The 19,990-nt window shown below is 73.9% G+C and carries 20 protein-coding genes; 11 read left to right on the top strand and 9 right to left on the bottom strand.

The window, feature by feature from the left end:
• Positions 1–662: lytic polysaccharide monooxygenase auxiliary activity family 9 protein (locus tag ACOJTC_RS12925; protein ID WP_420117033.1), on the bottom strand; the 662-nt coding region annotated here is incomplete at its 3' end.
• A gap of 138 nt (positions 663–800) precedes the next feature.
• Between ACOJTC_RS12925 and ACOJTC_RS12920 the strand changes: the two genes are divergently transcribed.
• From ACOJTC_RS12920 to ACOJTC_RS12910, 3 genes are read left to right on the top strand one after another with little or no spacing between them, the layout of a single operon-like run.
• Positions 801–1,964: an MGDG synthase family glycosyltransferase gene (locus ACOJTC_RS12920; RefSeq protein ID WP_420117032.1), complete on the top strand. Its 1,164-nt coding sequence runs from the start codon at positions 801–803 to the stop codon at positions 1,962–1,964.
• Positions 1,961–2,689 (top strand): polysaccharide deacetylase family protein, encoded by a 729-nt coding sequence (locus ACOJTC_RS12915; RefSeq protein ID WP_307826105.1) that lies wholly within the window; start codon positions 1,961–1,963, stop codon positions 2,687–2,689. Before ACOJTC_RS12920 ends, ACOJTC_RS12915 begins: the two co-directional genes overlap by 4 nt.
• Positions 2,686–3,549 (top strand): DMT family transporter, encoded by an 864-nt coding sequence (locus ACOJTC_RS12910; RefSeq protein ID WP_420117031.1) that lies wholly within the window; start codon positions 2,686–2,688, stop codon positions 3,547–3,549. Before ACOJTC_RS12915 ends, ACOJTC_RS12910 begins: the two co-directional genes overlap by 4 nt.
• A 12-nt stretch (positions 3,550–3,561) precedes the next feature.
• Here ACOJTC_RS12910 and ACOJTC_RS12905 read toward each other — a convergent pair whose 3' ends face one another.
• Genes ACOJTC_RS12905 through ACOJTC_RS12885 form a run of 5 tightly spaced genes read right to left on the bottom strand, consistent with a single transcriptional unit; the run spans position 3,562 to position 7,752 of the window.
• Positions 3,562–4,554: a quinone oxidoreductase family protein gene (locus tag ACOJTC_RS12905; RefSeq protein ID WP_420117030.1), complete on the bottom strand. Its 993-nt coding sequence runs from the start codon at positions 4,552–4,554 to the stop codon at positions 3,562–3,564.
• Complete coding sequence (locus ACOJTC_RS12900; RefSeq protein ID WP_363653072.1) at positions 4,554–4,916, bottom strand: hypothetical protein; 363 nt, start codon at positions 4,914–4,916, stop codon at positions 4,554–4,556. Before ACOJTC_RS12900 ends, ACOJTC_RS12905 begins: the two co-directional genes overlap by 1 nt.
• Positions 4,913–5,776: an extradiol ring-cleavage dioxygenase gene (locus ACOJTC_RS12895; protein ID WP_420117029.1), complete on the bottom strand. Its 864-nt coding sequence runs from the start codon at positions 5,774–5,776 to the stop codon at positions 4,913–4,915. The genes ACOJTC_RS12900 and ACOJTC_RS12895 overlap by 4 nt, the downstream gene beginning before the upstream one ends.
• Before the next feature lie 36 nt (positions 5,777–5,812).
• Positions 5,813–6,610 (bottom strand): citryl-CoA lyase, encoded by a 798-nt coding sequence (locus tag ACOJTC_RS12890; protein ID WP_204924253.1) that lies wholly within the window; start codon positions 6,608–6,610, stop codon positions 5,813–5,815.
• Complete coding sequence (locus ACOJTC_RS12885; protein ID WP_420117028.1) at positions 6,592–7,752, bottom strand: CaiB/BaiF CoA transferase family protein; 1,161 nt, start codon at positions 7,750–7,752, stop codon at positions 6,592–6,594. The genes ACOJTC_RS12890 and ACOJTC_RS12885 overlap by 19 nt, the downstream gene beginning before the upstream one ends.
• 247 nt (positions 7,753–7,999) lie before the next feature.
• Between ACOJTC_RS12885 and ACOJTC_RS12880 the strand changes: the two genes are divergently transcribed.
• From ACOJTC_RS12880 to ACOJTC_RS12870, 3 genes are all read left to right on the top strand, one after another.
• Complete coding sequence (locus ACOJTC_RS12880) at positions 8,000–9,460, top strand: amidohydrolase family protein (RefSeq protein WP_420117027.1); 1,461 nt, start codon at positions 8,000–8,002, stop codon at positions 9,458–9,460.
• Between the two features lie 62 nt (positions 9,461–9,522).
• Entirely contained in the window at positions 9,523–10,341 is an 819-nt protein-coding gene (locus ACOJTC_RS12875; protein ID WP_420117026.1) for an IclR family transcriptional regulator domain-containing protein, read from the top strand.
• Positions 10,342–10,546: 205 nt separating this feature from the next.
• The gene (locus tag ACOJTC_RS12870; RefSeq protein ID WP_204924257.1) at positions 10,547–11,500 is read left to right on the top strand and encodes an alpha/beta hydrolase family protein; all 954 of its coding nucleotides are present in this window, start codon (positions 10,547–10,549) and stop codon (positions 11,498–11,500) included.
• A gap of 19 nt (positions 11,501–11,519) precedes the next feature.
• On the opposite strand, the gene ACOJTC_RS12865 is transcribed toward ACOJTC_RS12870, so the two are convergent.
• On the bottom strand, positions 11,520–12,182 hold the full coding sequence (locus tag ACOJTC_RS12865) for a QsdR family transcriptional regulator (RefSeq protein WP_357927557.1): 663 nt from the start codon (positions 12,180–12,182) through the stop codon (positions 11,520–11,522).
• Positions 12,183–12,279: 97 nt separating this feature from the next.
• Positions 12,280–12,921 (bottom strand): TetR/AcrR family transcriptional regulator, encoded by a 642-nt coding sequence (locus ACOJTC_RS12860; RefSeq protein WP_420117025.1) that lies wholly within the window; start codon positions 12,919–12,921, stop codon positions 12,280–12,282.
• Positions 12,922–13,071: 150 nt separating this feature from the next.
• Between ACOJTC_RS12860 and ACOJTC_RS12855 the strand changes: the two genes are divergently transcribed.
• The gene (locus ACOJTC_RS12855) at positions 13,072–14,238 is read left to right on the top strand and encodes an acyl-CoA dehydrogenase family protein (RefSeq protein WP_420117024.1); all 1,167 of its coding nucleotides are present in this window, start codon (positions 13,072–13,074) and stop codon (positions 14,236–14,238) included.
• Complete coding sequence (locus tag ACOJTC_RS12850) at positions 14,228–15,367, top strand: CaiB/BaiF CoA transferase family protein (RefSeq protein WP_420117023.1); 1,140 nt, start codon at positions 14,228–14,230, stop codon at positions 15,365–15,367. The genes ACOJTC_RS12855 and ACOJTC_RS12850 overlap by 11 nt, the downstream gene beginning before the upstream one ends.
• Before the next feature lie 105 nt (positions 15,368–15,472).
• On the opposite strand, the gene ACOJTC_RS12845 is transcribed toward ACOJTC_RS12850, so the two are convergent.
• Positions 15,473–16,120 (bottom strand): DUF2238 domain-containing protein, encoded by a 648-nt coding sequence (locus tag ACOJTC_RS12845; protein WP_307826106.1) that lies wholly within the window; start codon positions 16,118–16,120, stop codon positions 15,473–15,475.
• 228 nt (positions 16,121–16,348) lie between these two features.
• Here ACOJTC_RS12845 and ACOJTC_RS12840 point away from each other — a divergent pair, with 228 nt between their 5' ends.
• The 3 genes from ACOJTC_RS12840 (at position 16,349) to ACOJTC_RS12830 (ending at position 19,833) form a co-directional block, all read left to right on the top strand.
• On the top strand, positions 16,349–17,959 hold the full coding sequence (locus ACOJTC_RS12840; protein ID WP_363795695.1) for an RICIN domain-containing protein: 1,611 nt from the start codon (positions 16,349–16,351) through the stop codon (positions 17,957–17,959).
• Between the two features lie 75 nt (positions 17,960–18,034).
• Positions 18,035–19,009: an ATP-binding cassette domain-containing protein gene (locus tag ACOJTC_RS12835; RefSeq protein ID WP_204924264.1), complete on the top strand. Its 975-nt coding sequence runs from the start codon at positions 18,035–18,037 to the stop codon at positions 19,007–19,009.
• The gene (locus tag ACOJTC_RS12830; protein ID WP_208565998.1) at positions 19,006–19,833 is read left to right on the top strand and encodes an ABC transporter permease; all 828 of its coding nucleotides are present in this window, start codon (positions 19,006–19,008) and stop codon (positions 19,831–19,833) included. Before ACOJTC_RS12835 ends, ACOJTC_RS12830 begins: the two co-directional genes overlap by 4 nt.
• Positions 19,834–19,990 lie beyond the last annotated feature (157 nt).

Genomic DNA, 19,990 nt, shown 5'->3' with positions numbered 1-19,990 from the left:
TAGGTGACCACGTCGCCGTGGTGGTGGCGGCGGCGGGGCGTCCAGCTGCCACCGGGGGGCGGCGCGGCGGGCGGGGGCGGGGGGCGGGTGGGGGTGGGTGTGGGGCCCGGGGTGCGGGTCGGCGACGGGCTCGGGGTGGGGGTGGGGCCGGTTCCGCCGATCTGCACGTCCACGCAGGAGTAGAAGGCGTTGGCGGTGTCGGAGATGTTCCAGACGGCCAGGATCTTCTGTCGGCCGGTGAAGCCGCCGAGGTTGACGGTGTGCGAGACGGTGGCCTCGGGTTGCCGGCCGCCGCCGTCGACGACGCCGACCCGGGTGCCGCCGATGAAGTACTCCCAGGTGCTGGTGGCGTGCCGGGCGGTGTTCACCCAGGTGAAGGTGACCGTGCTGCCGAGCGGGGTGGCCGGCCAGCCCCGGTTGTCGTCGTTCAGGACGTCGAACTGGGTGATGCCGGCGTTGCAGCTGCGCAGGCCCTTGACGCCTTCGACGCTCTGCGGCTCGTAGCGGATCTGCCCGCAGTCGGGCACCTTGCCCTGTGCGCAGAGGGCCTGGCGGCTGGGCGGGGCGGAGACGTAGCCGTGGGCCTGGGCGGGGGCGGCGAGGCCCAGGGAGGTGACGACGGCACCTGTCGTCACCAGGGGGACGGTGATCGTGCGGCGCATGGGGTACTCCTCGACGAGGGGGGATTGCCACCACGGTAAATTAAAGTTTGTTAACAGTAAAGACGTCTTCCTGTTTTCGGCACCGGATGCCGCCCGCCCCCGGGACTGTCTCGACCCGCGACGGGTATCCGCGCCCGCATGGAGTGCCGAGGGCGGGTCCTCGTAATCTCGGCGGACGTCGGCGCCGGCCACGACACCGCAGCCGGCGAACTGGCCCGCCGGCTGCGGGAACGCGGCCTCACGGTGGACCGGCTGAACCTGCTGGACGTGCTGCCGCGCCCGGTGCGCTGGATGCTGCGGGAGGCGTACCGCGACGTGCTGCGTCGGCTCCCCCGCGGCTACGACGCGCTGTTCACCCTGACCGCCCGGTCCCGGCTGTCCGTCGCACTGATCCGCAGCCTGCTGCGACCGGTACGACGCCGGCTGGGCCGGGCCATCCCACCGGACACCCTCGCCGTGGTGACCACCTACCCCTTCGCCAACCAACTCCTCGGACCGCTGCGCCGGCAGGGCCGGCTCACCGTCCCGGTGGTCAGCTACGTCACCGACTTCGCCCTCCACCCCACCTGGCTGAGCCCCGGCGTGGACCGGTACTACGCGTTGCGGCACGCCGAGGCGCCCCCGGCCGACGCCGACGCCACCCCGGTCACGACGGTGCAACCGCTGGTGTCACCCGCCTTCGGCGGCGCGCACCGCACCGACCGGCGGCAGGCCCGCCGCCGGTTCGGGCTGCCCGAGCAGGACCGGCTGGCGTTGATCGTCGCCGGGGCGTGGGGCGCCGGGGACGTCGAGACCACGGTGGCGGAGGTCGGCGCGACCGGCTGGGCGCGACCGGTGGTGGTGTGCGGGCGCAACACCCCGCTCTACGAGCGGCTGCGCCGGGACTGGGAGCACGTGTTCGGCTGGGTGGACGACATGCCGACCCTGATGCGCGCGGTGGACGTCGTGGTGGAGAACGCGGGCGGCCTGACCTGCCAGGAGGCGCTGTCGGCCGGGGTGCCCGTGGTGACCTACCGGCCGCTGCCCGGACACGGGCGGGCCAACGCCGGCATCCTCGCGCGGGCCGGCCTGACCCGACGCGCGTCGTCGGTGGAGCAGCTGCGGCCGGCGCTGGTGGAGACCGCCGGCCGGCGCGACCGGCCCGACCCGCTGTCCGCCGACCCGGCCGCCGTGGAGGCACTGGTCACCGCGATGGCCGCCGTACCCGGTGACGGCCGGGCGTACCACCGGCCACGCCGGGGCCTCGGCGACGCCGTGGCGGTGGTCGCGGCGCTGCTCGCCCCGACGCGGGACCACCGGTGAGGCAGCGGACGGCGGGCCTGCTGGCGGCGGGCCTGGTCGCCGTCGCCGCCGGCCTGCACGGGGCACCGGCGGTCACCGCGCTGCCGGCGCTGCGGGGGCGGCTGCTGCACCGGCTCGACGGGGTGGGACCGCCGGACCGGATCGCGCTGACCTTCGACGACGGCCCCGACCCGCGGTCCACCCCGCACTTCCTGGAGGTGCTGGCCGCCCACCGGGTACGGGCCACGTTCTTCCTGCTCGGCACGATGCTGCGCCGGCACCCCGAGCTGGGACGGCGGCTGGTCGCCGCCGGGCACGAGGTCGCCCTGCACGGCGGGGAACACCGCAACCTGCTGCTGCGGGGGCCGCTGGCCACCGGCCGCGACCTCGCCGCCGCCCACGAACTGACCGTCGCCGTCACCGGGCAGACCCCCCGGTTCTACCGCCCGCCGTACGGGGTGTCGACCGGGCCGGCCCTGCTGGCCGCCCGCCGGTTGGGTCTGCGGCCGGTGCTCTGGACGTGCTGGGGACGGGACTGGACCCGTACCGCCGACGCCCGGTCGGTCCTGGCCGAACTCCGTCGCGGACTGCGCGGCGGCGGCACCGTGCTGCTGCACGACTCCTCCTGCGCGGCCACGCCCGGCGCGTGGCGGTCCGCCCTCGACGCCCTCCCCCACCTGCTCGACGAGTGCCGGCAACGGGGGTGGACGGTGGGCCCGCTCGGCGACCACCTGGACGGGACATGACCCTCGCGGTGCTGGCCACGCTCGTCGCGGCGTTCGCGTTCGCCCTGTCCACCACGCTGCACCAGCGGGCGGCCAAACAGCAGCAGCGGCGGCGGGCGCTGGACCTGCGGCTGCTGTCGCGGCTGGTGCGGACCCGACTCTGGCAGCTCGGCTGGATCCCCGACGTCGTCGGCGTGGGCGCCCACGCCGTGGCGCTGCGCTACGGACCGCTGACCCTGGTGCAACCGTTGCTGGCCAGCGGGCTGTTCATGGCCATCCTGATCGAGGCCGGCTGGCGCCGGCAGCCGGTGCACCGGCGCGACCTCGCCGCCACCCTCGTCGGCACCGCCGGGCTGGTCACCTTCCTGGCCGCAGCCGACCCCCGGGCCGGGGTGACCGAGCCGGGCGCGTCGGCCTGGGGGTGGGTCGCCGCCGGCACCGTCGCCGTCGTCGCCGGCTGCCTGGCCGCCGCCCGCCGGGCCGGCGACGCGGCCCGGGGCACCCTGCTCGGCATCGCCGCCGGGGTCCTCTACGGGGTGAGCGCTGCCCTGCTCAAGGCGGTGGCCGCCCGGTGGCACGGCGACCCGGTCGCGCTGGCCCTCGACCCGAGGTCGTGGGCGCTGGTGGTGGTCGCCCTGCTCGGCGTGCAGGTGAACCAGGCCGCGTTCCAGCACGGACGGCTCGCCGCGCCACTTGTCGCGTTGACCCTGACCGAACCGGTCACCGGGGTGCTCGTCGGGGCCACGGCGTTCCGGGAGACCCTGTCGCTGACCGGGGTCCGGTTGCCGCTCGTCGTCGGCGCGGTCGTCGCCCTCGTGGTGGGCGTCCGGCTCGGCGTGTCCCGGGCCGCCCGGGACCCGGCACCCGCCGGGCGGCGGTGAGCCGGGTGCCGGTCAGTCCGGGGGCACCAGGACGAGGCGACCGGCGGTGGTGCCGGCCCGCTGGTCGGCCCAGGCGTCGACCGCCTCGGCCAGCGGCCGCACCTGGTGGGTGACGGTCAACCGGCCGGCGGCGGCGTGCCCGGCGACCAGCGTGATGGCCGTGGCCCGTTCGGCGGGGGTCAGCTCGTTGTTGGTGTAGCCCAGCAGGCGCAACGATCCGCCGCGCAGGGTGGCCGAGTCGATCGTCGCGGTCGGCGCGGCCGACCCGCCGAGGTTGACCAGCCGGCCACCCGGGGCCAGGGCACGCAGGGCCGCCACGGCGGGCACCCCGAACAGGGGGTCCAGCACCAGGTCCACCGGGCCGTCGGCGGCCTGCCGGAACCGCCGGGCGAGGGTCTGCGGATCATCGGTGGCGGTGAGCCGGACCACCGCGTCCGCGCCGCAGCGGCGGGCGGAGTAGACGGCGGCGTCGGACCGGCAGGCGGCGACCACCCGTCCCGCCCCGGCGAGCCGGGCGAGTTGTACGGCGGCCTGCCCCACCGTGCCGCCGGCGGCGAGCACCAGCACCACCTCCCCGGGTCGTAGGCCACCGCGCAGGGTCAACGCCGCCCAGGCGGCGACCGCCGAGAGCCCGAGGGCCGCCACCAGGTGGTGGTCGGCGTCCGGCGGCAGGGGCACCGGGTCGGCGGCGGGGACCACCGCGTACCCGGCCAGGCTGCCGTCGCCCGGCGCCATCCCCGCCCGGGTGGGGAACCAGACCGGGGTGCCGTCGTCGAGGGTGCCCACACCCTGCACCCCGGGGACGTACGGCAACGCCGGCGCGCCCAGGTAGGAGGTGCCCGAGGCGCAGAGCAGGTCCAGCGGGGTCAGCGGGGCGGCGGTGACGCGTACCCGCACCTCGCCGTCGGCCGGCACCGGTCGGGGGCGGGTGACCACCTCGGGTGGCACGCCGTGACCGGTGACGACGACGGCGGGCATCGACGCGGGGTCGGCTCCGGCGGCCATCAGGTGGCGATGTCGGGGTAGGGCAGCGAGAAGTGGGCCAGCCGCAGGCCGTACTGCTTCTGGTAGGCCATCGGTTCGACGTGGTCCCGTTCGAACATGGCGATGAACAGGGTCAACGTCAGGAACGGGTGGGCGCCGAGGGCGAAGAGCCGGACGTGGTCGTGGCTGGCCAGCGCGTCGCGTTCCTCGTCGGTGAAGCGCAGCCAGGTGCTCGCCTCGCCGGTGTGACAGTTGAGGACCGCGTTGGCGCGTTCGGCCTCCCACCAGGTCACCGTGCCGTGCGGGTCGGTGCGGTAACGCTCGACCAGCTCCGGGTCGCGGTCGACGGTGTAGAGGAACTTGTCGACCAGGTAGCGGCTCATGTCGGCGCTCCGTTCGGGTACCAGGTGAAGTACGCCTCCATGGTGTGGAACAGGTCGAGGGTGTCCACGTGGTCGGCCTTGGCGCCCGCGCCGGCCACCCCCATCATCAGCATGAAGTCCATGAAGCCGTGGGTGGCGTTGCCGGGGGCGTGCAGGCTGTCCAGGGTCACCTCGGACAGGCAGCCGTCGAGGTCGCCGTTGGCGATCCACTCCACCGCCCGGCGGTCGAACTCCGGGTCGGGGCCCTGCGGGCCGAACTGGCGCGGCCCGCCCAGCTCCAGCGACAGGTGTCCGGTGCCGATGACGGCCACCCGCAGGTGGCTGGGCCAGCTCTCGACGATCTCCCGGATGGCCGCGCCGAGCTGCACGAACCGTTTCGGCTGCGGCAGCGGCGGGGCGAAGATGTTGGTGTAGATGGGCACGATCGGCAGGTCCGCCTCGGGCCGCAGCGTGATGATCGGGCAGGTGATGCTGTGGTCGATCCGCAGCTCGTTGCTGAAGGCCAGGTCGAACCCGGCGTCCAGGCCGGCCCGCAGCACGTGGGCCGACAGGTCCTCCTGGCCGCGCAGCAGCATCCGGGGCAGGCCGAACTCGCGTTCCTCGTTGTACCAGATGGCGTCGTCGAACGGGGCCTTGCCGACCAGGAACTGCGGCATGTTGTCCAGCCAGAGCTGGTGGAAGTGGTCGGAGCCGACCATCACCAGCACGTCCGGCCTGGCCCGGGTGAGGGTCTCCCGGAACGCGAGGATCTTGCGGGCCCACTCGTCGGCGAACGGGGGCCGGTCCTCGCCGGTGGCGGTGGTGGCGCGGTAGTAGAACGGATGGTGGGTGGAGGCGATGACCGCGACGACCTGGGCCATGGCCGCTCCTCTCGCAGACGGTGGAGGTGGGGGGGATCAGTCGGCGTCGTCCGGCACGTACCGGGCGTTGCGGTCGACGGTGCGGTAGATGTCCATGCCGAGCGGGCGACGGCGTTCCTCGGCGAGGTGGCCGAGCAGGCCGGCGGTGCGGGCCAGCAGGGCGAAGCCGCGCAGCAGGTCGATGGGCAGGCCGAGGTCGGCCAGGGCCGCGCCGCACACGCCCGCGCCGTTGAGGGGCAGGGTGCGGCCGAGCACCTGCGGGTGGACCCTGCCGATCGCCTCGAACAGCCGCAGGTGCGGCCCGCGCAGGCCTTCCTGCTCGGCGATCGCGATCAGCACCGGGGTGCGCGGGTCGGTCTCCTTGTGCACCGGGTGGCCGAGCCCCGGCACCAGACGCCTGTCGGCGCGGGCGGCGCGGACCGCGTCCAGGGCGACGGCGTCCCAGCCGGCGTCGTCGGTGGGCGGCTCGGTGAGACCCGCGAGGGTGTCGGCGAGGAACCGGCCGCAGTCCTCGGTGACGCCGAGGAAGCGGGAGCCGCCACCGAGCAGGCCGGCGGCGATCGCGCCCTGCAACGCCTCCGGCGCGCTGAGGTAGGTCAGCCGGGCGGCGATCGCGGTGGGGGTGAAGCCGTGGTCGGCCAGGGCCACCAGGACGGTCTCGAAGACGCGGACCTCGCCGGGGCCGGGGCGACGCCCGGCGACCAGCCAGAAGGCCAGTTCACCGAAGCCCACCCGGCCCATCAGGTCGCCGGCCAGGTCCTGACCGAGCAGGCGGATGGTGGTCGGGTCGGAGGTGCCGATCGAGGTCGGGAAGTCTAGCTGCCGGTCAGCCACGCGCGGATCTCCTCGCCGTGTTCGTCGAGCGCGGGCGGCGGGGTGCCGTACCGCGCGGGGGTGTCCGAAAGGGTGATCGGGTGCCGGATGCCGGGCACCGCGGCGGTGCCCTCGCCGACGGTGACCACCGGATCCAGCCCCAGGCGTTCGGCGAGCGCCACCCCGCCGTCGATGGTGTTGATCGGGGCGCAGGGCACCCCGGCGGCCATCAGGTCGGTGAACCACTCGTCGCGGGTGCGTCGGCGCAGCCGCTCGACCAGCAGCGGGCGAAGCGCCTCCCGGTTGGCGGTGCGGTCCTGGTTGCGGGTGAACCGGGGGTCGTCGACGAGTTCCGGCAGGTCGAGCACCTGGCAGAGCCGGCGGAACTGCCCGTCGTTGCCGGCGATGACGATCAGCTCGCCGTCGGCGACGGGCAGCGGCTCGTACGGGAAGAGGCTGGGGTGGGCGTTGCCCATCCGGTAGGGCACCACCCCGCCCGCGACGTAGCCGCTGCTGTGGTTGACCAGGCCGGACAGCGCGGAGGAGAGCAGGTTGACCTCGACGTGCTGGCCACGGCCCGAGTCGTGCCGGTGGTGCAGGGCGGCGAGGATGCCGATCGAGGCGTGCAGCCCGGCCATCACGTCGAACACGGAGATGCCGGCCCGGTAGGGCGGGCCGTCCGGGTCGCCGGTGAGGCTCATCAGCCCGGAGATGGCCTGCACCATCAGGTCGTATCCGGGGTAGCCCGCGCCGGCGCCGGTGCCGAACCCGCTGATCGAGGCGTAGACCACCCGGGGGTTGCCGGCGGCGACGGTGTCGTAGTCCAGCGCGAAGCGGCGCAGCCCGCCGGGCTTGAAGTTCTCGATCAGGACGTCGGCGCGGGCGGCCAGCTTGTGCGCCACGGCCAGGTCGTCGGGGTCCTTGAGGTCGAGCGCGATGGACCGCTTGTTGCGGTTGATGCCCAGGTAGTAGGTGGAGACGTCGTCACGGACCGGCGCCATCCAGGTGCGGGTGTCGTCGCCCCCGCGCCCCTCCAACTTGATCACCTCGGCGCCGAGGTCGGCCAGCAGCATGGTGGCGTACGGCCCGGCGAGGATGCGGGAGAAGTCGGCCACCACGACGCCGTGCAGCGGCCCGGTCCTGCTCGGTGTCTCCTCCGCCATGCCCCACCCCTCGACTTGACCGCCAGGCGGACGACTGTCCGCCTGGCCAGTTTCCCGACGAGTCCGCCGGGCGTCAACACCCCGAGGCAATTCTCGGCAAACTCCCAGCTCCACGCCGTTTGCAACGACCGGAAACAGTTCGGCAACTCGCCCTTGACATGACCGGTGACCGGGAACACACTGGCGAAACTTGATTCGACCGTACAGCGGACGATCGTCCGCAGACCTCGGAACGGAAGTGGCGGCGATGAGCGCGAACGAGGGGCGGACACCGGCGGTGGGCCGGCCGGTGGTCTTCCGCAACGGCCTGGTGCTGACCATGGACGACGCCCACACGGTGCTCCCCCGCGCCGACGTGCTGGTCGTCGACGACCGGATCGCCGCCGTCGGCGTCGGGCTGGACGTGCCCGAGGGCACCTGGGAGATCGACGCGGCCGGCGGCATCGTCATGCCCGGCATGATCGACACCCACCGGCACATGTGGCAGACCGCGATGCGCGGCTACGGCGCCGACTGGACCCTCACCCAGTACTTCGTCTGGTACTACCTGGAATCCGGCAAACTGTTCCGCCCCGAGGACGTCCACGCCGGCAACCTGCTCGCCGCCATCGAGGCGATCGACGCCGGGGTCACCACCACCGTGGACTGGTCGCACGGCCTGCAGACCCCGCAGCACGCCGACGCCGCCGTCGACGCCCTGGAGGCGGTGCCGGGCCGGTTCGTGCTCGCCTACGGCAACCTGCAACAGGGGCCGTGGGAGTGGGCCACCACCCCCGAGTTCCGCGACTTCGTCACCCGCCGCATCCACGGTCGCGGCGACCGGCTCGGCTTCCAGATGGCCTTCGACGTCACCGGCGACCCGGCCTTCCCCGAGCGGGCCGCCTTCGAGGTCGCCCGGGACCTCGGCGTACCCGTCACCACCCACGCCGGGGTCTGGGGGGCCACCAACGACGACGGCATCCGGCTGATGCACGAGCACGGCTTCATGACCGAGTCGACCGTCTACGTGCACGCCGCCACCCTCAACCGCGACTCGTACCACCGGATCGCGGCCACCGGCGGCTCGGTCTCGGTGTCCACCGAGAGCGAGCAGAGCGCCGGCCAGGGCTACCCGCCCACCTGGCAGCTACGCCAGCACGACATCCCGGTCTCGCTGTCCATGGACACCAGCGTCTGGTGGAGCGGGGACCTGTTCTCCGCGATGCGCGCCACGCTCAGCGCCGACCGCTCCCGGGAACACCTCGAGGCGCACGGTCGACAGGAGACCGTCACCCACTGCCACCTGCGCGCCGAGCAGGTGGTGGAGTGGGCGACCCGGGGCGGCGCCCGGGCACTCGGCCTCGACCACCTCGTCGGCGCCCTCACCCCGGGCCGCCGGGCGGACGTGGTGCTGATCAAGAACGACCGGTCACCGGTGATGTTCCCGATCCTGCACCCCTACGGCCACGTGGCGTTCCAGGCCCAGCGCGGCGACGTGCACACCGTGCTGGTCGACGGCCGGGTGGTCAAGCACGAGCACCGGCTGGTCGACGTCGACCTCGCCGCCGCCCGCACCGCCGTGGAACGCACCGTCGAGCACCTCACCACCACGATGGGCGTCGACGCGTGGGAGAAGGGGATGAACCCGGACGTCCCCGAGACGGCGGTGCTGGACAACCCGTACACCTACACCGAGTGGGACGCCGGCTCGGCACAGTGGAAGCATTAGCCATCCGACGCGCCCGGCGGGTGACCGCCCGCCGGGCGCGGGGCAGCCAGCGAAGGGACTCCATGGGGCGCGAGGCCGGAACCGACTTCATCGAGGCGCTGGCGCGCGGCCTCGACGTGCTGCGCTGCTTCCGTCCGGGCCAGCCGACGATGACGCTCAGCGAGATCGCCACGGTGACCGGGCTGGCCCGCCCCACCGTCCGCCGCATCCTGCTCACCCTGGAGGAGCTGGGCTACGTGCGCGCCGCCGACCGGGGCTTCGCGCTCACCCCCCGGGTGCTGGAGCTGGGCGTGGCGTACGTCAACTCGCTGAGCATCTGGGACGTCGCCCGCCCGCACATGCGCCACCTGGTCACCGAGACCGACGAGTCGACCTCGCTGGCCCAGCTCGACGGCAGCGACATCGTCTACGTGTCCCGGGTCGCGGTGCCCAAGATCGTCACGCTCGCGGTGACCATCGGCACCCGGTTCCCGGCGGTGGCCACCTCGATGGGCAAGGTGCTGCTGGCCGCCCTCACCCCGGCGGAACTCACCGCCGTGCTGGCCGTGCCGAGCCGCTCCGGCATCGCCGCCCGCTGGCAGCCGGACCGCGCCGAGCTGGACCGGGAACTGCGCGAGGTGCGGGCACGCGGCTGGGCCCTGGCCGACCAGGACCTGGCCGCCGGCATCCGGTCGGTCGCCACCGGGGTCCGCGACGGCGACGGCCGGGTGGTGGCAGCGCTCAACGTCACCGTGCACGCCGCCGAGACCTCACTGGAACGGCTCACCGACGAGCACCTGCCCCGCCTGCTGCGCACCGCCGCCGAGATCAGCCGGGACTGGGCCCGGCTGGACACCGTGCCGATGACCGTGCAACGGCCCGCCACCAACCGTCCGGGCTGAGCCGGCGGCTGCGACAGCCGTCTCAGGATCACCGTCCAGGCTGGTCAGCGGCTTCCCGCCCTGGCACCGTCGGCCGTACGCCGTGCCGCACCGGCCGGCGTCCCGGCCGACGCCCTCCGCCGCCCGGTCCGGCCTCTCCCGCCGGTGCCGGGCCCGCCCCGCGACGGAGAGCGCACCGGCCGCCCGTCGATCCGTGGGAGCGTCGATGCAACCTTCCGTCCGTACCGCACCGCCCCGTCCCGGGCGGCACACCGCCACCGCCGGCCGACCGTCCGACCGACGGTGGCGGCGACTGCGCGCCCTGCTCGTCGTGACGCTGAGCGGCCTGCTGGTCGCCTCCGGCCTCACCCTCGTCCCGACGGCCGACGCCGCCGACGGCGGGTACCCCCGTGGCCCGGCCCCGACGGCGGCCAGCATCGCCGCCGCCCGGGGACCCTTCGCGACCGCCGAGACGACCGTGTCCGCGCTGAGCGTCCGGGGCTTCGGCGGCGGCACCATCTACTTCCCGACCAGCACCGCGGAGGGCACCTTCGGTGCGGTGGCGATCGCGCCCGGGTTCACCGCCGGCCGGTCCAGCATGGCCTGGCTGGGGCCACGACTGGCCTCCCAGGGGTTCGTCGTGTTCAACATCGACACCGTGACCCGCTCCGACCAGCCGGCCAGCCGGGGCCGGCAACTGCTGGCGGCGCTGGACTTCCTGGTGGACAGCAGCACGGTGCGCGACCGGATCGACCGCGACCGGCTGGGCGTGATCGGCCACTCGATGGGCGGCGGCGGCGCGTTGGAGGCGACCATCGCGCGGCCGTCGCTGCGGGCGGCGATCCCGTTGACGCCGTGGAACCTGACCAGGGACTGGTCCCGGTCCCAGGTACCGACGCTGATCGTGGGCGCCGAGAACGACACCGTCGCACCGACCCGCAGCCACGCCGAACCGTTCTTCGCCAGCCTGCCCGACGGGTTGGACAAGGCGTACCTGGAGTTGAACGGAGCGAGCCACTTCGCGCCCAACACGCCGGACACCACCATCGCGTCGTTCAGCATCTCCTGGCTCAAGCGCTTCGTCGACGAGGACGTCCGCTACGAGCAGTTCCTCTGCCCACCGCCCCGGACCGGGGCCGAGATCTCCGCGTACCGGGACAGCTGCCCGCACGCGGTCTGACCCGCCCGACGCCCCCGGCTCAGGCCGGGGGCGTCGAGGTGAGCAGCGACCGCAGGGCCTGCTCCGCCAGGGCGAGGTCGAGCGGGCGTCCGGTCAGCAGCTCGGCGTAGAGCGCGGACTCGACGATCCGGATGTAGAGGTAGGCCAGCGACTCCGGCTCGCCCGGCAGGGCCCGCAGGTCGGGGCCGAGCACCTCGCGGAAGATCGCCACCTGGGCACGGACGAAGCGGCGGTGCACCAGCCCCGGCGTGGTGAACAGGATCCGGGCGGCGAGTTCCGGTTCGGCGGCGAGGAACCGGCGGAACGGCGCGGACCGGGACAGCTCCCCGACGTAGTGCCGGGTCACCTCCACGACGCCACCGACCCCGTCGGCGCGCCGGGCCCGACGGGCCACGGTGAGCAGCCGGTTGCCGAGCCACCACAGCACCTCGCCCAGCAACCGGTCCCGGCTGCCGGCGACGCGGTAGAGGGTCGCCCGGCTGACCGCCAGGGCACGGGCCAACCCGTCCATGTCGACCGTGCCGTGGGCGAGGAAGTAGTAGCCGCCGCCCCGGACCAGGGCCTCGTGGCTGAGCACCCGGCGGGGTGGCAGGCCACGCGACCCGCCGGGTGCGCCGTGGCCGCCCGCGTTGTCGGGCCGTGCGGCACCGGACGTGCGGGGACGGAACGTCGCTGAGCCCATACCTGGTACACGGTCGTCGACCATCGATTGTTCAACGACGTCCCCACCGGCACCGCGGTGAGCTGCGCCGACGCGAGCGGCGCGGCCCGTCGGCGGATCAGTCCGGGTGGGACGCGGCGGGACGACCGGCGATGGCCGGATAGACCTGCTCCACGATGGTCAGCAGGGTGGCGGTCAGCAGCAGGTGCACCTGGTCGCGGTCCAGCGCGCCCCGCTGGAGCCACTCCCGGGCGGTCGAGGTGGCCAGCCCCCCGTACGCCCGGATCATGCCGCGCAGCTCGGCCCGGCAGGTCGTGACGTCGGCCAGCCCGACCGCGACGAGCACGCTGTCCGCCGCGACCTCCTCGGCCTCGGTGAGCACCCGGGCGACGTCGGCGTCGTGGCCCATCCCACCGGCGGTCACGGCGGCCAGCCAGGAGTCGCGGTGCCGGGAGACCACGTCGAGGAACCAGGTGACGCTGGCGTCGACCCGGGTGCGCAGGTCACCGTCGGGCAGCCGCTCGACGGCGACCCCGGGCACCGTCGCCATCACCCGCACGACCTCCAGGTAGAGCTGCTTCTTGGTGCCGAAGTAGTGGTTGATCAGGCCCCGGGCCACCCCGGCCTCGCGGGCGACGTCGGTGGTCGACACGTCCGCGTACGGGCGCGCGCCGAACAGCCGTACCGCGCAGGCGAGGATCTGTCCCCGCCGGGCGTCGGGCTCCAGCCGCCGTCGCCGGGGTTCGGTGTCAACGCTCATCCGCCGAACCCTATCGGCAGGTCGGCGCGGCGTGTCCCGGGTCGGCGGCCGGTCTGGTCAGCCGGGGTGCCGGTCGCCGGCGGGCGGGTCGACGCCGGACGATGATCAAGGATTGTTGACACGTTGCCAACAGGGCGTGAGGGTGGACCCATGCCGACGCCTGGACTCGACACCTACACCCCGCCGTGGCGCGCGCCCGAGCACGACGACCTCGCCGACCTGGCCCGCGACTTCTTCACCCGGGAGGTGCTGCCGCACACCGAACGACTGCTCGCCCAGGGCCACCCGGACCGCGACCACTACCGGCGCGCCGGTGAGCTGGGCCTGCTCGGGCTCTCCGTGCCCGAGGAGTACGGCGGGGGCGGCGGCGGCTTCACCCACGAGGCGGTCCTGCTGCACGAGCAGGCACACGTCGGGGAGAGCACCCTCGGGCTGGGGGTGCACAGCGGCATCGTCACCGGTTACCTGGTCGCCTACGGCAGCGCCGAGCAGAAGCGACGCTGGCTGCCCGGACTGTGCCGGGGGGAGCTGGTCGGGGCGATCGCGATGACCGAACCCGACGGCGGCTCCGACCTGCAGGCGATCCGGACCCGGGCCGTCCGCGACGGCGACGACTATCTGGTCACCGGGGCCAAGACGTTCATCAGCAACGGCGGCCTCGCCGACCTGGTCGTCCTGGCCGTCAAGACCGACCCGACCCAGGGCGCCGCCGGCATCTCCCTGCTGGTCTGCGAGGTCGGCGACGAACCGGCCGGATTCCGGCGGGGCCGGCTGCTGTCCAAGATCGGGCTGCACGGCAACGACACCGCCGAGCTGTTCTTCGACGGGCTGCGGGTGCCGGCCGACCACCTGCTCGGCGGGGCCGAGGGGCTCGGCTTCGGCCAGATGATGCGGCAGCTGCCCCAGGAACGCCTGGTCATCGGCGTCGGCGCGGTGGCGGCGATGCAGCGGGCCGTCGAGCTGACCACCGCGTACGTCAAGGAACGCACCGCCTTCGGCAAACCGCTGATCGGCCACCAGAACACCCGGATGGTGCTGGCCGAGTGCGTCACCCGGACCCGGGTCAGCCGGGTGTTCCTCGACGACTGCATCGGCCGGCACGACCGGGGCGAGCTGGACGTGACCACCGCGGCGATGGCGAAAGCCTGGCTCACCGAGGGACAGTGCGAGATCGTCGACAGGTGCCTGCAACTGTTCGGCGGCTACGGCTACACCACCGAGTACCCGATCGCCCGGATGTACGCCGACGCCCGGGTGCAGAAGATCTACGGCGGCACCAACGAGATCATGAAGGAGCTGATCGCCCGTGCCCTCTGACCCCGACGCGCCCACCGGTGGACCGCTGGCCGGGGTACGCGTCGTGGAGCTGGCCAGCCTGGCCCCGGCCCCGTTCGGCTGCATGGTGCTGGCCGACCTCGGCGCGGACGTGGTGCGCGTCGACCGGCCGGGCGGCGTCGGCCCGGGACGGCTGAGCGTCCCGGCGACCGGCCCCCTGCACCGGGGGCGGCGGGTCACCACGCTGGACCTGAAGACCCCCGCCGGGGTGGCCGACCTGCTGCGTCTGGTCGAGCGGGCCGACGTGCTGGTCGAGGCGTACCGGCCGGGGGTGGCCGAGCGGCTCGGTTTCGGGCCGGAGACCTGCCGGGACCGCAACCCCCGCCTGGTGTACGCCCGGATGACCGGCTGGGGGCAGGACGGCCCGCTGGCCGACCGCGCCGGGCACGACATCGACTACATCGCGCTGGCCGGCGCGCTGGAGCCGCTGGGCCGCCCCGGGCACCGCCCGCACGCCCCGCTGAACCTGCTCGGCGACTTCGCCGGGGGTGGGATGCTGCTCGTCACCGGGGTGCTGGCCGCGCTGCTGGAACGGGAACGCTCCGGCCTCGGGCAGGTGGTCGACGCCGCGATGGTCGACGGGTCGGCGCTGCTCACCGCCTTCCTGCACGGGATGCTCGGCGCGGGCCGGTGGACCGCCCCCCGGGGCGGCAACCTGCTCGACGGTGGCGCGCCGTTCTATGACACCTACCGCACCGCCGACGACGGGTTCGTGGCGGTGGGCGCGCTGGAACCGGCGTTCTACGCCGCGCTGCTGACCGGCCTCGGCCTGGCCGACGACCCGACGCTGCCCGCCCAGTACGACCCGGCCGGCTGGCCGGAGCTGCGGCGGCGGTTCACCGCCCGGTTCGCCGAACGCACCCGCGACGAGTGGACGGCGGTCTTCGCCGACCGCGACGCGTGCGTCACGCCGGTACTCGCCCCCACCGAGGCGCACCGCCACCCGCACAACGTCGCCCGGGGCACCTTCGTCGCGGTGGGCGGCGAGGTGCAGCCGGCACCCGCACCCCGGTTCGCCCGGACCCCCGCGCCGCCGCCCCGGCCGGCACCGGACCCGGCCGAGCCGCTGGACGTCGCCACGGTCCTCGACGCCTGGGCCGACCGACCGTGACCTGCCGACCCGGCCGGCCGGCGAGCACCGGTCCGGCGCTCGACCGGGTGCGGCGGTGGGCGACCGGCGGGGCAGTCGAGCCGGAGCGGCGACGGACCGGGCCGGTCAGCCCACCGGGACGGCGGGAGCCGGACGGGCGGGGGTGGCGGCCGGTAGTTGGCGGTCGTGCCACCGGCTGAGCAGGGCCAGCGAGGTGACCGCCCCGACCAGCGCGAGGAACATGTCCCACTGGGTGTCCCAGACGTCGCCCTGGGTGCCGAGGAAGTCGTCGGCGGCGGAGCCGCCGGCCACCGAGGACCACCACTCGATCATCTCGAAGAAGGCGCTGAAGGCGAGGCAGGCGCAGACCACCAGCGGGGCGAGCCAGCGGCTGCCGCGCAGCGGGGAACGCCGGACGAGGATCTCGCGGACCAGGATCGCCGGGACGAAGCCCTGCACGAAGTGCCCGAGCCGGTCGTACGGGTTGCGGGAGAGGTCGAGCGCGTCGCGTACCCAGTCACCCGGCGGGACCCGCGCGTAGGTCCAGTGCCCGCCGACGATGAGGACCAGCGCGTGCGCCGCCAGCAGGCAGCACAGCAGGGTGGTCAACGGGAAGCGCCGCCACACCAGCAGCACCACCGGCACGCCGACGATCACCCAGACCGTCTCCAGCAGCCAGGTCAGCCGGTCGTACGGCCGGATGCCGGACAGCACCAGCGCCACGACGACGAGGCCCAGCAGCAGCGGCGGGACGAGGGTACGGGCCCGGGTCACGGCGACCACCTGTTCGATGCGTGGGGGCCGCCCAGTCGCCGCCCGGCCGCCGACGATAACAGCGCCCACGTCGGAGCACCGTCGTCGGGCCGCCCGTGCGTCGGAGCGGTGCGGCGCAGGTCCGGGCCTGCCCGGTCGGCACCGGCCGGCGGGGTTTACCTGAATCCACGAGTGTCGATACGGTGCAGGCGGCCCGTCCCGGCACCCCGTCACCGCAGAAGGAGCCCCATGCCACCCGCCACCCGCACCCGAGGTCCCCGTCCCCGGCGGCTCGGCCTGCTGGCCGTCACCACCCTCGCCCTGGTCGCCGCCGCCACCGCCGTCGCCCCGCCGGCCGCCTCGGCGGCCACCGTCGACACCGGCGTGGACTACGTGCTCGTCAACCGCAACAGCGGCAAGGCGATGGACCTGTACGACTGGTCCACCGCCGACGGCGCGCCGGTCAGGCAGTACACCCGCAACGACCTCGCCGTGCAGCGGTGGCGGTTCGTCGACGTCGGCAGCGGCTACTACCAGCTCCGCTCGGCGCACAGCGGCAAGGTCCTCGAACTGCCCAACGCCCTCGACGGCACGGCCCTGGTGCAGAACCCGGCGACCAGCGGCAACACCCGGCAGCACTTCCGGCTCGTCGACTCGGCCGGCGGCTACGTCCGGCTGCTCAACCGGCACTCCGGCAAGGCCCTCGACGTGTGGGAACGGTCCACCGCCGACGGGGCGACCATCTCCCAGTACCAGGACCTCGACGGGACCAACCAGCAGTGGCAGCTCGTCCGGCCGGGCGGCACCGCCGACTGCGGCAGCGGCGCTTTCCAGGCCGAGGCGGTGCTGGCCGGCGGCACCTGGACCGTCCGCAACGGCGGGACGACCGTACACACCGGCACCGACCTGCGGGCCGCCGTGCAGGCCGCGGTGAACAGCCTGACCGCCGGGCGGACCAGCAAGCAGCGGGTGGTGGTGCGCGGCTCGGGCACGATGAGCGCCAACTCCCGCATCTCGCTGCCCAGCTACACCACCCTCGACGTGTGCGGGACGATCAACGTCACCGGCACCGGCTCCGGTGACCAGGCCCCCGTCTACTCCCGGGGCACCACCCAGGTCGAGGTGCAGCACCTCACCCTCACCGGCACCCCGCTGTACGGGGTCTTCCTGCGCAACGTCACCAACGTCGTGCTGGGGCAGCTCGACATGCGGCTCTCCGCCGGCCTCGGGGTCCGCATCGACAACCGGGGCGACACCAGCCAGTGGACCCGCAACGTGCGCATCGACACCGTTTACGTCTCGGGCGCCAGCTCGCACGCCGTCGAGACGTACGGCGTGGACGGGCTGACCGTGGGCACCGTCACCGCCCGCAACGTCGGCGAGTCCGGTCTGCTGCTCAACCAGACCATCAACGCCACCGTGTCCACCGTCGACGCCGAGAACGCCGGCACCGGCACCGGCTACGCCGCGTTCCGGATGGCCAACCGCAACGGCCGTATCGGCGACAGCTACCCGACCAACATCCGGGTCGGCACCGTCCGGGCCCGGGGCGGCGGCCGGGGCGTGTTCTGCGTCTCCGAGTCCGGAGGCGCGACGATCGACCGGGTCGACATCGCCAACACCGGCAACAACGCCGTGCTCATCGAGAACTGCTACGGAGTGAGCCTGGCCACCAACGGCGGCACGATCAGCGGCGGCGGCGAGGTCCGGCTCGCCGAACGCGCCGAGTTCCCCGGCAACCGGGACCTCACCCTGCGCAACTTCACCCTGGTCAACAACCGGATCGTGGAGAACCCCTGCGCCGACAACCTGACCATCGGCAACATCACCCTGAACAACGCGACGATCGTCCGCTGCTGACCCCCGGCGGGGGCGTCGGCGGCGTGTCGGTGGCATGTCGGCGCGGTGTCAGCCGGCCGACGCACGCTGGCCGGCATGACAGCTGAGTTGATGATCGAAGCCGAGGGCCTGGTCAAGACCTTCGGGTCCACCCGGGCGTTGCAGGGGGTGGACCTCGCCGTACCCCGGGGCACCGTGCTCGGGGTGCTCGGCCCGAACGGCGCCGGCAAGACCACCGCCGTGCGCATCCTGTCCACGCTGCTGGTCCCCGACGCCGGCACCGCCCGGATCAACGGCCTCGACGTGGTACGCCAGGCCGAGCGGGTCCGGCAGTCCATCGGCCTCACCGGCCAGTACGCCTCGGTCGACGAGGACCTGACCGGGCGGCAGAACCTGGAACTGTTCGGGACGCTGCTGGAACTCGGCCGGGCCGGCGCGCGGCGGCGGGCGGCCGAACTGCTCGACTGGTTCGACCTGACCGCCGCCGCGAACCGGCCGGCCAAGACCTACTCCGGCGGGATGCGCCGCCGGCTGGACCTGGCCGCCAGCCTGGTCGGCTCACCGGACGTGATCTTCCTGGACGAACCGACCACCGGCCTCGACCCGGCCAAACGCGAGGACATGTGGGACGTGGTCCGGTCGCTGGTGGGCAACGGGGCGACCGTGCTGCTCACCACGCAGTACCTGGAGGAGGCCGACGCGCTGGCCGACGCCATCACGGTGATCGACCACGGCCGGGTCATCGCCCACGACACCCCGGACGGGCTGAAGCGGATCGTCGGCGGACAGACCCTGGAGGTGCGGCCGACCGACCCGGCGCAGCTGGCCCCGACCGCGGCGATCCTGTCCCGGGTGGGCTCCGGCGCGCCCGCCGACGAGATCCGCAGGGGGGTGCTCGCGGTGCCGGTCACCGACGACTCCGCGTTGACCGAGAGCGTCGCCCGGCTGGCCGCCGCCGGCATCGCGGTCACCGAACTCTCGCTGCACCTGCCCAGCCTCGACGAGGTCTTCTTCACCCTCACCGGCCGGACCGCGGCCGACGACACCACCCGTACGGAGGTCGCCGCATGAGCACCCTGACCGGTACCCCGCCCCGCACCGGACCGACGCTGTCCACGGTCGTGGCACAGCCCCGGCCGTTGCGGCTGCTGCGGCACTCGCTGGCACTGGCCAAACGCAGCCTGATCAAGACCTGGCGCACCCCCGAGGCGCTGATCGACGTCACCCTGCAACCGGTGCTGTTCCTGGTCATCTTCGTGTACGTCTTCGGTGGCGCGGTCGCCGGCTCCACCCACGACTACCTCCAGTACCTGCTGCCGGGCATCCTGGCGCAGACCATCGCCACCGGGTGCATCGCGATCGGCGTCAACCTCAACACCGACATCGCCAAGGGCATCTTCGACCGGTTCCGTTCGCTGCCCGTCCCCCGGTCCGCACCGCTGGTCGGCGCGGTGTTCGGCGACGTGGTGCGGTACGTGATCGTGACCGTGTCGACCCTGGCGATCGGCTACCTGCTCGGCTTCCGGGTCGAGTCCGGCCCGGTGCAGGCCCTCGCCGGTTGCCTGCTCGCGGTGCTGTTCGCGCTCTGCCTGAGCTGGCTGCCGGTCTACGTCGGGATGAAGGTCCGCACGCCGGGCGCGGTGCAGGGGGTGATGTTCGCGCTGATCATGCCGTTGAGCTTCGCGTCCAACGTGTTCGTCGCCGCCGGCACCCTGCCGGGCTGGATGCAGGCGGTGGTGACGGTGAACCCGCTGACCCACCTGGTGACGGCGATGCGCGGACTGTTCCTCGGCACCCCGGTCGGCAACCACGTGTGGTGGACGCTGCTGTGGTGCGCCGGCTTCGTGGCGGTGTTCATGCCACTGGCGCTGCGGGCGTACCGTCGGCGGGTCTGACCCGGCCGAGCAGGTCGTCCATCAGCTCGCCGACGCGGTGATCCGCGCGCTGGCCGGCTGGACCGGTCCGCCACCGCAGCCCCGGGTCGTGCTCCGGGTCGCGGTGGTGGTGCTGCATCTGCGGATCGCCGAGGTCTGGCCGGCGGCCCGGCACGAC

Source organism: Micromonospora sp., from assembly GCF_048594385.1.
GTDB lineage: Bacteria > Actinomycetota > Actinomycetes > Mycobacteriales > Micromonosporaceae > Micromonospora > Micromonospora wenchangensis.
The sequence above is the reverse complement of the archived record's forward strand: the minus strand, read 5'-3'. Positions and strand labels throughout refer to the sequence as shown.